Below are 12,140 nucleotides of genomic sequence, written 5' to 3' on the forward strand. Positions count from 1 at the left end.
CCCCAAGAGCGTTGGGGCTCAAGCCGACCGCGGGCAGCGCTGTGCCGCAACGACTTCAATGCTACGGTTCCGCCGGTGAAGTTCGTGCTGGCCGGCTACGGAAGCCGGGGCGACGTCGAACCCTGCGCCGCCGTCGGCCGGGAGCTGCTGCGCCGGGGGCACGACGTGCGGATGGCGGTCTCGCCCGACAAGATGGCCTTCGTCGACGCGGCGGGGGTCACCGCGGTCGCCTACGGGCCGGACACGCGGGAGCAAATGGACTCGGCCGCTCAAGTCGTCCGCACGGCTGGCAACCCGATCAGCGCCGTGCCCGCGGTCATGGAACATCTCACGCGGGTCTGGACGGACAAGACCGCGACGCTCACGTCGCTGGCCGAGGGCGCCGACCTGCTGCTGGCGGGCATCAACGAGCAGGAGGTTGCCGCCGCCGTCGCGGAGTACCGCGGCATCCCGCTGGCCGCGCTGCACTTCTTCCCGGCGCGGTTGTTGTCCGGTGGGGCGCTGTATTCGGGGCTGACGAGGGAAGTGGCCGCGGCCCAGCGTCGGGCGCTCGGCTTGCCGGAGTCGGCGGAATCCTCCGGCACCCCACTGGAAATCCAGGCCTACGACGAGCTTTGCCTGCCCGGACCGGCCGCCGACTGGGTGCAATCCGGTGGCCGGCGGCCCTTCGTCGGCGCGCTGACGCTCGAGTCACCGACGGACGCGGACGAGGAGGTCCTGGCGTGGATCGCGGAGGGGACGCCGCCGATCTGCCTCGGCCTGGGCAGCACGCCGATCTCGGCCGCCGCCGACCTCGTCGCCATCGTCGGCGCGGCCTGCGCACAGCTGGGGGAGCGGGCGCTGATCTGCAGCGGTCCCAATGACTTCGCCGACGTTCCGCGTTTCGACCACCTCAAGGTGGTGGAGGGGGTGAACCACGCGGCCGTCCTGCCGGCCTGCCGCACGGTGGTTCACCACGGCGGCGCCGGCAGCACGGCGGCGGGGCTGCGGGCCGGCATCCCCGCGCTGGCATTGTGGCTCTGGCTCGACCAGCCCCTCTGGGCCGCCGGCCTCGAGCGACTCGGGGTCGGTTTCGGGCGGCAGTTCGGGGCCACCACCCAGGAGACGCTGGTCGCGGACCTGCGCCGCGTCCTCGCGCCCGGCTACGCTGGCCGCGCCCGCGAGCTGGCCGGTCGGGTAACTCGGTCCGTCGACAGCGTTGCCCGCGCCGCTGATCTGTTGGAGGACGCCGCCCGCGCCGGCTGAGCCGGCCTATGGAAGTGGGAAGCCGCTGCCTCCCGGCCCCGGCGCGGGCACTCCCTCGATGACATGGCTGCCGGGCCCGGGCGCGTAATACCAGTCGTGACAGACGTTTCTGTCCCAACCGATCGGTTCGCTGGAATTCGGTAACGGTTGCCCGGGGCACCATTGGTGGTGGCAGATCGGGTCGCAGATCGCCTGGGCGGTACCGGCGGACAGCCCGACGCCGACCGCGGCGACGGCGCCGGACAGCAGCGCCCCGGCGACCGCCCGCATCACTTTGTTGCTCACGCTGTCTTCTCCTCCCTGTTCTTGTGCCGCGTCGCCTCGTGCCGCATCCACTCGAAAGCGTTCTTCGACGCGCTCGGGGGGAACGTTAGCGCCGACCACTTGCGAATTCCTTGTACTTGCCCGGCGGCGTGTGAACGCGGCTTAAGGTGACAGATTGGGTACACCTCCAAGAAGCTGGCGCTTCCGTCCCACCGTTGCTGCGGACCCAGAGGAGAAACCGATGGCCCCAACCGGTCTGTGCGGACTTGTCGGTGTCGGCGCCGCGCCGCTCGTCATCGCCCTGTCGCTTGCCCCTACCGCCTTCGCCGACAACCCCTCCTGGAACGGCCAGTACGCGGTCACGTTCATGGTCGCCCCGAAGTCCGGGACCAGCATGGCCGTCGGTGACCCCGAGGTGCAGCACACCGTGACCTACGGGTTCCGCTCGAGCTGCTCGAACGGCAAGTGTGTCGCCACGATCGTCAGCGGCCCTCCGCCGACCAACCCGACGGTTCCGCAGCCGGTCCAATTCACCTGGGACGGGTCGTCCTGGAAGCAAGACAGCGATTTCCAGTGGGACTGCATGATGCCCGACACCACGATTCAATGGAATCCCGCCCATGCCGAGGTGCGCTACACGCCCCAACCCAACGGCTCGTTGTCCGGCGTCATGCACGCTGACATCTCGAGCGGCGCGTGCCAGGGCTGGATTGAGGAGTACATGACGGCCGACCGGGTTTGAGGCGCTTTCGGCTCCGATCGTCAGCAAACCCGCGAAGCATTGCGGCCCAACGCAATTCGCCTGACGGATTGCTCTGCGTAGCAACGTATTTGACCGCGCGGTTGTGTTGAATGGCCCTTTGCTTGCGGCGGGTTCGGCGATATTATCCGAACATGCGTTTCACTCATGTCGCCGCCGCGGTCGGCGTGGCCAACGCGGCCCTGGTCATCGCCCCGCTTTTGCCGCTGGGGGCGCCGTCCGCACACGCCGACCTCAGCGGTTATCGGCGCTGCGTGGCCAACATTACGCAACTTCCGCTAACCGAACCCGACCCGCAAAACATGAACCGAGTCGGGCTCATCCAGCAGGATCTCAAGTCTGGGGTTTCCCCGGCGGCGGAGGCTCAGAAAGTGGCGGGGATGGGATTCGACCAGCGCGCCGCCGACGCGATTGTGCAGTGCGTCATCGAGGAGAACCCATAGGCCCGGCGAACGCGACGGTGTCGCGCCAACGCGGCGGCTGCGCATTCGCGGTTCCACTGGCGTTGATGGTTGAGCGTGCCCCTTAGACGCGTTGGCGAATTGAAGCCCGGGGACAGGATCCGCATGAAGATCGGGCACGCGACCGTCGTAGCGACCGAACCCCTCGATGACGACCGGACCATGCTGACCTTCCTCTACGGGACGAAAGGGGCCGCCGACAACGATCTCACCGTCGATGTGCTGGACGATGACGAGTGGGGTTGGTGAGCGGGCACCGGGGTTCGAAACCATAGCCCACCTGCGAATACTCTGGTGCGCGATACTGGGATTGAACCAGTGACCTCTTCCGTGTCAGGGAAGCGCTCTCCCGCTGAGCTAATCGCGCCGGGGGGTCAAATCTGGAGGTGGAGACGGGAATCGAACCCGTGTGCACGGCTTTGCAGGCCGTTGCCTCACCACTCGGCCACTCCACCGCTGGGGATTGATGCCACTTGCACCTTCGAGCGGACGACGGGATTCGAACCCGCGACCCTCACCTTGGCAAGGTGATGCGCTACCAACTGCGCTACGTCCGCGCGCAACGGGCGAGATCGTCGCCCGTTGCGAAGGACGACGATAGTCCAATCGAGCGGGACCGCACAAATCTCTTGGTGACGTTGCCGCTCTAGGCTAGCGCGCCCGGCGACGCACGCGGCGAGTTAGGCGCGGTGCGATTCGTGCTACCCTTCGACACCGTTCGCCCCTTGGCGCCGGTCCCGTGGCTCAGTGGAAGAGCGTCCGCTTCACACGCGGAAGGTCGCTGGTTCGATCCCAGCCGGGACCACCGGAATCCCTGCACGGCAGGCGCAATTTTTCAGCCGGCATGTGCACCCGAGTCGAAGCCCGAGCACCCCCCGCGATTTCGTGATCGACTACTCCTAACCCGACAGCTCTTCAGTGTGTAAGGACGGTGGACGATGGCAGCCAACCAGGAGGGGATCGGCGTGCTGAAACTCGAATGCCCGCAGCGCCACCCCGTGGGCAGGATCCTCAAGGAAGCCCCGCATCAGGCGGTCCAATACGACCCCGGCGCCCAAGTCGGTACCCGCCGGTTCTGGCCGGACGAACAGGACCAGCCCCAGTTCACGATTCACTGCCGCTTCTGCGACAAATCCGTAGCCGAGGCGACCACGGCCCTGCAGAACCAACTCGCCAGTCTCGTCGACGACGTCGCGCAGACCATCCGAACCGCGACGCTGCAGTACGCATAGGGGCGTTACAGTCTGGGGGCGCGATGTTGCGCGACGAGAGGAGCCCCGTGGCGACACCGGACAGCGGTCCCCGCCCTCCCGAAGGCGATTGGCTGGGCACACCGTACCTGAGGTTCGAGCGCCAGGGGCCGATCGCGGTGTGCACGATCGATCGCCCGGAAGCCAAGAACGCGTTCACGCCGGCGATGTACTTCGGAATCCGTTGCGCCGTAGGGCGCCTCAACGAGGATCCCGACCTGGCCGGGCTGCTGATCACCGGGACCGGCGACATCTTCGCGCCCGGCGGCGACATGGGCGGCGGGGGAGGCACCGACGACTGGATGACCTTCGGCTCGGCGCTGGGCATGGACGTCACGCCGTTCGACGCCGTGCGGACGTCGGCCAAGCCCGTCGTCTCCGCGGTCAACGGGCTGTGCCAGGGCGGCGGCATGCAGATCGCGCTGTGCAGCGACCTGTCCGTGGTCAGCGAGCGGGCCACGTTCCGCGTGCCCGAGCTGTTCCGCGGCTACGCCGACACCTACTACAGCCAGATGCTGGCCCGCCTCATCGGGCCGGTCCGCACCCGCGACCTGATGTTCACCGGGCGGGTGCTCACCGCGGCCGAGGCCCTGGACTGGGGCCTGGTCACCCGGGTGGTGGCCCACGAGAAACTGCTCGCCGCGGCCAAAGACCTGCTTGCGCAGGCCTGCCGGACCGCGCCGCGCGCCCGCGGCGTGATCAAGTCCAGCATCGACAACTACCTCGGCCTGTATGACCGCATCGGCATGACCGCCAGCCTCACCGACGCCGAGGCCCGGGAGGGCTTCCGCGCGTTCAAGGAGCGGCGCTCGCCGGACTGGGTGCATCCGGAGCTGCGCGCCGAGGGACGGCTATAGGTCGATCCACTCGCCGTGGGGGGCGACGCGCAGCACGTCGCCGATCCCGGCGGCATCGAAGGCCGCGGCGAATTCGTCGGCGCCCTCGCTGAAATGGGCCCAGCCGTCGACGTGGGCCGGGATCACCACCTTGGCGCCCAGCACCTCGGCCGCCGCGGCCGCGCGCGCCGACGTCAGCGTCAACGGCCGCCCCCGCTCCTTGGCCGGCACGCGGGCCGCCCCGGCGAAGAGCACGGCGATGTCGATCGCGCCGACCCGGTCGGCGACGTCCTTGACCGCGCTCATCGAGGCGTTGTCACCGCTGAGGTACACCGTCGGCAGGCCGGGCCCGGACAGCACGAACCCCGTCACCTCGCAATTGACGTGGCCGCCGGCGTCACGCTGCCCGTCGGCCGGGCCGTGCACGGCCGGAACGGCCTGCGCCGCAAGGAGACCCGACCCGCCCGGCAGGTCGTAGGACTGCCAGGCCGGCACGCCGACCGCCGGCGGGCCCAACCGGGCGGCGGCGCCGGGGTTGGTGAGAACCAGCGGGGCCGCCAGCGCCATCCGCCGGCCGTCGTCGTCGAGGTTGTCGGGATGCTGGTCGTGGCTGATCAACACGGCGTCCACCGGGCCGAGTTCGTCGGCGCCCACCGCGGGGCCGGTGAGCTTGGTCAGGTAGGCGTGCTCGCCGGGCGGATCGAAGGTCGGGTCCATCACCAGGCGGCGGCCCGCGATATCGACGACGGTCGTCGGGCCACCCAGCACGGTGATCGCGAATTCGCGTCGTCGTGCGTCAAACATTGCGCCCCCGGCCTTGCCAAAACGGTTCGCGGAGCGCGTTTTTGAGGATCTTGCCGCTCGGGTTACGGGGGAGCGACGGCACGAAATCGACCGTCCGCGGGCATTTGTAGCCGGCCAGGTGCCGGCGGCAGAACGCGATGATGTCGTTCGCGTCGACCTCGTCGGCAGCCACGACGATCGCCTTGACCGACTCGCCCCAGTAGTCGTCGGGAACGCCGATGATCGCGGCGTCGGCGACGGCGGGGTGCTCGATCATCACGCTCTCGACCTCCGGCCCATAGACGTTCTCACCGCCGGTGATGATCATGTCCTTGAGCCGGTCCTCGACGTAGACGTAGCCGTCGGCGTCCAGGCGCCCGATGTCGCCGGTGCGCACCCAGTCGTCGGCGGTGATCGTCTCGGCGGTCGCCTCGGGCCGATTCAGGTAGCCGGTCATGTTCTGGTTGCTGCGCACCCAGATCTCGCCCGGCTCCCCGACGGGCAGTACCTCACCCGTCTCCGGATGCACGACTCGAATCTCGCAGCCCAGCACGGCTTTTCCGGCCGACAGCTGCAAGCGCGGCCGCTCGGGGTCGCGGTGGTCATCGTCGCTCAGCGCGGTGACCGCCCCGCACAGCTCGGTCTGCCCGTACACCTGGACGAAGTTGGTTTCGGGCCACGTCGAAAGCGCGCGGTGCAGCAGGGGCAACGGCATGGGGGCGGCGCCGTACACGATGTAGCGCAGGCCCGCGAGCGCCGCGCTCGCCGCCTCGCCGGCATCCAGGAACCGCGCGATCACGGGCGGCACGAAGAACGCGTGCGTCGCGCCATCCCGCACCGCCCCGATCAAAGCGGCTGCGTCGGGCTCGCGGGTCATGATCGTCGGCGCACCCGCCCGAATGCCGAACAGCGCATAGCCGATTCCGCCGACGTGAAAAAGGGGCATGCACACCAGGTTTGCGTCGCCGTCGCCGAACGGGAACGCCGGCGCGAGGTTGGCCGCGTGGTTGGCCAGCGCCCGCTGGCTCAGCAGCACACCCTTCGGGCGCCCCGTGGTGCCGGAGCTGTAGATCACCAGCGCGGTCTCACTCTCGTCGACGTCCTCGGCCGGCACGGGGGAGGCGGCGGCGAGCAGGGATTCGTACTCGTCGTCGACAACGACCACCCGTTCGATGCCGGGGAGCCCGTCGACCGCCGTGCGCAGTTCGGCGCCGACGAACAGCAACCGCGGGCGGCTGTCGTCGAGCACGTGGGCGAGCTCGTCGCCGGACAGGCGCCAGTTGACGACGGTGGTCACCGCGCCGATGGACGCGGCGGCGAAGAGAATTTCCAGGCAGGCCGGGTGATTCTTGTCCAGGAACGCCACGCACTGGCCCCGCCGCACGCCGGCGTCGCGCAGCGCCCCGGCCGCGCGCCGAATCCGCGCCGCCCACTGGGCCCACGACCACTGCCGATCGCCGAAGCGCATCGCGACGTCGTCGGGCCGCCGCCGAGCGTGCCGCTCGACGAACCCGGCGAGCGTGTCGGTCGAGGCATCGGTGTCAGTCTGTTCCACACACCGAGTGTGCCCTGAGGGCTTTGCGAGTGCGGCAGGGGAGGAGGTTGGGCCGCTTTTCCGCCACACGCGCACTATCAACGCCGTGGGCGCACACGAGAGTCGGTGTGCCACCATGACTGCCATGGTCAACGCCGATCGCGCCCGTTCTCGGACCTTCGTTGTGACGGGCGCGGCGTCGGGCATAGGCCTGGCCACCGCGCGGCGGCTGCTGGCCGAGGGCGGCACCGTCATCGGCGCCGACGTGGCGGCGCCGCCCGATCTCGGTGCCGACTTCCACTTCGTGACCGCAGACGTCACCGACGAGTCCGCCATCGCCGCGGTGCTGGCCGCGGTGCCCGACCGCCTCGACGGGCTCTTCCACGCGGCGGGTGTGGCCGGGGGCGGCCCCGTGCACCTGCTCGACCGCAAAGAATGGGACCGGGTGATCGGCATCAACCTCACCGGCACCTTCCTGGTGGTCAAGGCGGCCCTGGCCAGGATGATCGAGCAACCCCGCGTTGATGGCGAACGCGGTTCGATCGTCACCGTCGCCAGCATCGAAGGCCTGGAGGGCACGGCGGGCGGCAGTTCCTACAATGCGGCCAAGGGCGGTGTCGTTCTGCTCACCAAGAACATCGCGCTCGACTACGGGCCGAGCGGCATCCGCGCCAACTCCATCTGCCCCGGTTTCATCGAAACCCCGATGGCCCACAACGTTTTCGGGCTGCCCGGGATGGAGGGACCGCTGGCCTCCATCACCGAAGAGCACGCGTTGCAGCGGCTCGGCAGGCCCGAGGAGGGGGCGGCGATGGCGGCGGTTTTGCTGTCTCCCGACGCGTCGTTCGTCAGCGGCCAGGCCATCGCCGTCGACGGCGGCTACACCGCCGGTCGCGATCACGGTGTCGTCAAACTCTTCGGCTTCCCGCAGTAGCGCCGTAAGATCCGCGCATGGTCACTCCCGACGAGGCGATCGACGCGATCCGCGGCACCGGCGGCGCGCAACCGGGCAGTCGCGCGCTGCACGCCAAAGGCACGCTGTACCGCGGGACGTTCACCGCGACCCCGGAGGCGTCCGGGCTGTCGCGCGCCAAGCACCTCGACGGCTCGACCGTCCCGGCGCTGATCCGCTTCTCCAACGGTTCGGGCAACCCGAAGCAGCGTGACGGCCTGCCCGGGGTGCGGGGGATGGCGGTGAAGCTGTCGCTGCCCGACGGGTCCACCACCGACGTGTCGGCGCAGACCGCCCGGCTGTTCGTCTCCAGCACGCCCGACGGGTTCGTCGACCTGCTCAAGGCGATGCGGCCCGGCCCGACGGCACCGCTGCGCATGGCCAAGTACTTCCTGACCCACCCGCGGCTGCTCGGCGCGTTGCCGATCCTGCGCGAGGCCAACAAGGTCCCGGCCAGCTACGCCACCATCGAGTACCACGGCCTGCACGCCTTCCGCTGGATCGCCGCCGACGGGAGCGCCAGATTCGTTCGCTACCACTGGGTTCCCGAGGCGGCCGGCAAGGCCGTCCAGGGTCAAGGGTTCGACGGCCCGGACTTCCTCACCGACGAGCTCAACGCGCGCCTCGCCGGCGGCCCGGTGCGGTTCGACTTGCGCGCGCAGATCGCCGGGCCCGACGACTCGACGGTCGACCCGTCCGCGCCGTGGCGCAGCTCACAGCTCGTCACCGCCGGCACCCTGGAGATCACCGGGCTGGACGCCGAGCGCGAGCACGGCGGCGACATCGTCGTGTTCGACCCGATGCGCGTGACCGACGGCATCGAGCCCTCCGACGATCCGGTGCTGCGCTTCCGCAGCCTTGCGTATTCGGCGTCGGTCAAGCTGCGCACGGGCGTGGACCGCGGGCCCGAGGCGCCTCACATCTGACGGGGGCTAAGCTCTGCGGAAGTGCTGCTCTCCCATATGGTTTTGATCGCCCTGGCCGGGTTCGGCGCCGGCGCCATCAACGCCCTCGTCGGATCGGGCACCCTCATCACGTTCCCGACGCTCGTCGCCCTGGGCTATCCACCGGTCACCGCCACCATGTCGAACGCGGTCGGCCTGGTGGCGGGCAGCGTCTCGGGCACCTGGGGGTACCGCGCCGAGCTGGCCGGGCAATGGAACCGGCTGCGGTGGCAGATCCCCGCGTCGCTGGCCGGCGCGGTGCTCGGGGCCTTCCTGCTGCTGCATCTGCCCGCGACGGTGTTCGCCGCGATCGTGCCGGGGCTGCTGGTACTCGCGCTGGTGCTGGTGGTGGTCGGGCCGAAGCTGCAGTCGTGGGCCGCCCGGCGCGCCGAAGAAGCGGGACGTTCCCGCGAGCACATCACTTTAGGTCGGATGGCCGTGCTGGTGGTCGGGACGTTCGCGGTCGGCGTGTACGGCGGCTACTTCACCGCCGCGCAGGGGATCCTGATGGTCGGCATGATGGGGGCGTTGCTGCCCGAGTCGGTGCAGCGCATGAACGCGGCCAAGAACCTGCTCACGCTGTTGGTGAACGTCGTTGCGGCGGTGAGCTATTCGCTGGTGGCGTTTCACCGGATCAGCTGGCCGGTGGCCGGGCTCATCGCGGTCGGCTCGCTGATCGGTGGGCTGGTCGGGGCGCGCTATGGCCGCCGGCTCTCGCCGACCGCGTTGCGCTCCACCATCGTGGTGGTCGGGCTGATCGGGCTCTACCGCCTGCTCAGTGTGGCCTGACGGTGACCTCGGCGACGACGTCCAGCACATCGTGGCGTTGTTGCCACGCCCGCCGCTGCCGCATCGCCCCGTTGCCGCGCGCGACGACGCGATCGAGTTCCGTTGCCGCGCGGTCGTATTCGCCGAGCGCTTCCAGCGCCGGGCGCACCCGTTGCACCAGCGCGCCCAGCTGCTCGCGAGCCGGCACCGCCCCGCGGCCGTGGATCAAATCGAGCGCGTGCCCCGCGAGCCCGTCGTGGGCGGCCTTCCAGTACGCCGCCCGCAGCGCGCCGGGCGGCAGGCGCCCCAGCACGTCACCGTCGTCGCGGGCGTCGAGCGCCGTCATCACCGCGGCCCTGATCAGCGTGGCCAGCAGCACGGTCTCGTCGACCGTGGCCGGCACGTCGGCGACCCGGACCTCGACCGTCGGGAACTCCGCCGACGGGCGCACGTCCCAATAGATCATGTCCCCGTCCAGGATCACCCCGGTGTCGACCAGCATGCGCACCGCGCGGTCGTAGTCGTCGGGCGAGGGAAAGTACGGCGGCGGCCCGGCGGCCGGCCAGCGCCGCCACAGGATACTGCGCCAGCTGGCGTGGCCGCTGTCGGCGTTGCGGTACACCGGCGAATTGGCCGACAGCGCAAGCAAAGACGGCAGCCACGGCCGCAGCCAGTTGCTGACGTGGATGGCGGCCGGGCGGTCGGGCACCTGCACGTGGACGTGGCATCCGCAGATGCCCTGCTCGTGGGCGATCATCCCGAATTCGGCGCCGATCCGCCGGTAGCGCGGGGTGTCGGTGACGGGAAACTCGTGCGGCGTGGCGGGTGGGAGCCCCGAGGCGAGCAGCCGGACACCGGCGGCCTCGGCGGCCCCCGCCGCGGCACCCCGCAGCCGGGTGAGTTCCTCGGCGAGTTCCGCGCTGGTCGCTGCCACGCTGGAGGTCGTCTCCACTTGGCAGCTGCTCAGTTCCAGCTGCAGCTCGACGCCCCGGCGCTTCGCCTCCTCGGCCACGTCGGCGTTGCGGGGGGCCGGTTCGCCCGTCCGGGGGTCAACGAGGAGGAACTCCTCCTCCACACCGACGGTGGGCGCGAAAGTTGGGCCGGAGCGTGGGGAGTCGGTCAGCTCACCAGCGCGCGGCCGACGCGAGCGCGGCGTCCGCGGTTGGGTAGATAGGCAGGACGCGGTTGAGCCCGCAGGCGTCGACGATTCGCGCGACGATCGGCTCGTGGCTCACCAGGCGCAGGTCGATGCCGCGGTCTCGACACCGGTGCGCCTCCTCGGCCAGGACCGCGAAGGCGCAGCAGGCCATGAAATCCAGCCCGGTGACGTCGACCACGAAGGGCCCGGGCGCAATGACCACGCTGGCGGCCTCGCTGACCAGCTGGCGCCAGGTGTGCTCGTTGCAGGCGTCGACCTCGCCGCCGGCGTTGATGAGCACCGCCGCGCCATTGCGGTCGGTGGTCGCCCGCAGCGTGCTGTGTGGATCGCCCAGCTGGTAGACCAGCCGCGTGCTGAGTGTGAGAGGTGGTGGGCTGGACATCGTTTCCGCAGCGATAACCGGACTCATGATGGACCCCCTAATCGACCGACGCTTGGCGTCGGGATGGTGCCCGTCCTGCTGACTTAAGACGAATTCTTCGCGACGTGCGAATCTCTTTTGTATAACGAGACAGGGCGGTCTGTCTACCTGCCGCCGGTTAAGAGTATGGTAAGGCCCGTATGACCAGCCACGATGTCTCGCCGCCGGCCGGCTCGGCCCGAGAGCGGATCCTGGCCGCGGCTTATGAGCTCTTCAGCCGGCGCGGGATCCGCGCGGTCGGCACCGACGAGGTGATCGAGCGGGCCGGCGTGGCCAGGGCCACCCTCTACCGGCATTTCGCGACCAAGGACGATCTCGTCCTGGCCGTGCTGCAGCGGCGCGAACAGGTGTGGACGCACGGCCTGATCGAGGAGCAGTCACGGCTCCGCGGCGCCACACCCGAGGAACAGTTGCTGGCCATCTTCGACGTCATGCACGATTGGTTTCAGCTCCGCGACGGCTACGAGGGCTGCTCGTTCATCAACGTCTTGCTGGAGTTGGGGCCCGGTCACCCGGCCGGACAGGCCTGCATCGTCCACATCGACCACGTCCGCGACATCGTGCGGGAGCGCGCCGTCGCGGCGGGGCTCATCGACGTCGAGGACTTCGCCTCGTCGTGGCACATCCTGATGAAGGGCGCGATCGTGCTCGCGGCCGTGGGCGACGTCGACGCCGCGCTGCGCGCCCGCAAGATGGCCTGCGCGCTCATCGAGGAGCACCGGCCGGAGGACATCGGTGAGGCGGTGGGTTAACCGTCAAGACC

At 69.8% G+C, this 12,140-nt stretch carries 15 protein-coding genes and 4 tRNA genes; 11 read left to right on the forward strand and 8 right to left on the reverse strand.

The window, feature by feature from the left end; genetic code table 11:
• Positions 1-75: 75 nt before the first annotated feature.
• On the forward strand, positions 76-1,245 hold the full coding sequence (locus tag MTAB308_RS05960; RefSeq protein ID WP_077098586.1) for a glycosyltransferase: 1,170 nt from the start codon (positions 76-78) through the stop codon (positions 1,243-1,245).
• A gap of 6 nt (positions 1,246-1,251) precedes the next feature.
• Here the strand turns inward: MTAB308_RS05960 and MTAB308_RS05965 are convergent, their stop codons facing one another.
• Complete coding sequence (locus MTAB308_RS05965; RefSeq protein ID WP_077098587.1) at positions 1,252-1,530, reverse strand: hypothetical protein; 279 nt, start codon at positions 1,528-1,530, stop codon at positions 1,252-1,254.
• A gap of 220 nt (positions 1,531-1,750) precedes the next feature.
• Between MTAB308_RS05965 and MTAB308_RS05970 the strand changes: the two genes are divergently transcribed.
• From MTAB308_RS05970 to MTAB308_RS29200, 3 genes are all read left to right on the forward strand, one after another.
• Complete coding sequence (locus MTAB308_RS05970; protein ID WP_077098588.1) at positions 1,751-2,251, forward strand: Rv2253 family sensor-like surface protein; 501 nt, start codon at positions 1,751-1,753, stop codon at positions 2,249-2,251.
• Between the two features lie 152 nt (positions 2,252-2,403).
• Positions 2,404-2,712, forward strand: coding sequence for a hypothetical protein (locus MTAB308_RS05975; RefSeq protein WP_077098589.1), 309 nt, complete (start codon positions 2,404-2,406; stop codon positions 2,710-2,712).
• A 123-nt stretch (positions 2,713-2,835) separates the two neighbouring features.
• Complete coding sequence (locus MTAB308_RS29200) at positions 2,836-2,979, forward strand: hypothetical protein (RefSeq protein WP_173842124.1); 144 nt, start codon at positions 2,836-2,838, stop codon at positions 2,977-2,979.
• Positions 2,980-3,022: 43 nt separating this feature from the next.
• On the opposite strand, the gene MTAB308_RS05980 is transcribed toward MTAB308_RS29200, so the two are convergent.
• The 3 genes from MTAB308_RS05980 to MTAB308_RS05990 form a co-directional block, all read right to left on the reverse strand.
• Positions 3,023-3,097, reverse strand: a tRNA-Val gene (locus MTAB308_RS05980).
• A gap of 14 nt (positions 3,098-3,111) precedes the next feature.
• Positions 3,112-3,185: transfer RNA gene (locus MTAB308_RS05985), tRNA-Cys, on the reverse strand.
• Positions 3,186-3,214: 29 nt separating this feature from the next.
• Positions 3,215-3,287, reverse strand: a tRNA-Gly gene (locus tag MTAB308_RS05990).
• A 176-nt stretch (positions 3,288-3,463) separates the two neighbouring features.
• On the opposite strand from MTAB308_RS05990, the gene MTAB308_RS05995 reads away from it, so the two are divergent.
• The 3 genes from MTAB308_RS05995 (at position 3,464) to MTAB308_RS06005 (ending at position 4,837) form a co-directional block, all read left to right on the forward strand.
• Positions 3,464-3,535 (forward strand) — tRNA-Val (locus MTAB308_RS05995).
• Between the two features lie 133 nt (positions 3,536-3,668).
• Positions 3,669-3,962, forward strand: coding sequence for a hypothetical protein (locus tag MTAB308_RS06000; RefSeq protein ID WP_077098590.1), 294 nt, complete (start codon positions 3,669-3,671; stop codon positions 3,960-3,962).
• A gap of 47 nt (positions 3,963-4,009) precedes the next feature.
• Positions 4,010-4,837 carry an enoyl-CoA hydratase/isomerase family protein gene (locus tag MTAB308_RS06005; RefSeq protein ID WP_425436194.1) on the forward strand — a complete coding sequence of 276 codons (828 nt, stop codon included), beginning with the start codon at positions 4,010-4,012 and terminating at the stop codon, positions 4,835-4,837.
• On the opposite strand, the gene MTAB308_RS06010 is transcribed toward MTAB308_RS06005, so the two are convergent.
• Positions 4,832-5,620 carry an MBL fold metallo-hydrolase gene (locus tag MTAB308_RS06010; RefSeq protein ID WP_077098592.1) on the reverse strand — a complete coding sequence of 263 codons (789 nt, stop codon included), beginning with the start codon at positions 5,618-5,620 and terminating at the stop codon, positions 4,832-4,834. The genes MTAB308_RS06005 and MTAB308_RS06010 overlap by 6 nt on opposite strands.
• Positions 5,613-7,154 carry a long-chain-fatty-acid--CoA ligase gene (locus MTAB308_RS06015; RefSeq protein ID WP_077098593.1) on the reverse strand — a complete coding sequence of 514 codons (1,542 nt, stop codon included), beginning with the start codon at positions 7,152-7,154 and terminating at the stop codon, positions 5,613-5,615. Before MTAB308_RS06015 ends, MTAB308_RS06010 begins: the two co-directional genes overlap by 8 nt.
• Before the next feature lie 115 nt (positions 7,155-7,269).
• Here MTAB308_RS06015 and MTAB308_RS06020 point away from each other — a divergent pair, with 115 nt between their 5' ends.
• From MTAB308_RS06020 to MTAB308_RS06030, 3 genes are read left to right on the forward strand one after another with little or no spacing between them, the layout of a single operon-like run.
• Entirely contained in the window at positions 7,270-8,067 is a 798-nt protein-coding gene (locus MTAB308_RS06020) for an SDR family NAD(P)-dependent oxidoreductase (protein ID WP_173842126.1), read from the forward strand.
• Between the two features lie 17 nt (positions 8,068-8,084).
• Complete coding sequence (locus MTAB308_RS06025) at positions 8,085-9,011, forward strand: catalase family peroxidase (RefSeq protein ID WP_077098595.1); 927 nt, start codon at positions 8,085-8,087, stop codon at positions 9,009-9,011.
• Positions 9,012-9,047: 36 nt separating this feature from the next.
• On the forward strand, positions 9,048-9,818 hold the full coding sequence (locus tag MTAB308_RS06030; protein ID WP_077098942.1) for a sulfite exporter TauE/SafE family protein: 771 nt from the start codon (positions 9,048-9,050) through the stop codon (positions 9,816-9,818).
• Here MTAB308_RS06030 and MTAB308_RS06035 read toward each other — a convergent pair.
• Together MTAB308_RS06035 and MTAB308_RS06040 are read right to left on the reverse strand one after the other, a co-directional pair.
• Positions 9,805-10,920 (reverse strand): glutamate--cysteine ligase 2, encoded by a 1,116-nt coding sequence (locus tag MTAB308_RS06035; protein ID WP_077098596.1) that lies wholly within the window; start codon positions 10,918-10,920, stop codon positions 9,805-9,807. The genes MTAB308_RS06030 and MTAB308_RS06035 overlap by 14 nt on opposite strands.
• A 1-nt stretch (position 10,921) precedes the next feature.
• Complete coding sequence (locus tag MTAB308_RS06040) at positions 10,922-11,365, reverse strand: anti-sigma factor antagonist (RefSeq protein WP_077098597.1); 444 nt, start codon at positions 11,363-11,365, stop codon at positions 10,922-10,924.
• A 152-nt stretch (positions 11,366-11,517) separates the two neighbouring features.
• Between MTAB308_RS06040 and MTAB308_RS06045 the strand changes: the two genes are divergently transcribed.
• Positions 11,518-12,129: a TetR/AcrR family transcriptional regulator gene (locus MTAB308_RS06045; protein WP_077098598.1), complete on the forward strand. Its 612-nt coding sequence runs from the start codon at positions 11,518-11,520 to the stop codon at positions 12,127-12,129.
• The last annotated feature ends 11 nt before the right edge of the window (positions 12,130-12,140 follow it).

The organism is Mycobacterium terramassiliense (genome assembly GCF_900157385.1).
GTDB classification, from domain to species: domain Bacteria; phylum Actinomycetota; class Actinomycetes; order Mycobacteriales; family Mycobacteriaceae; genus Mycobacterium; species Mycobacterium terramassiliense.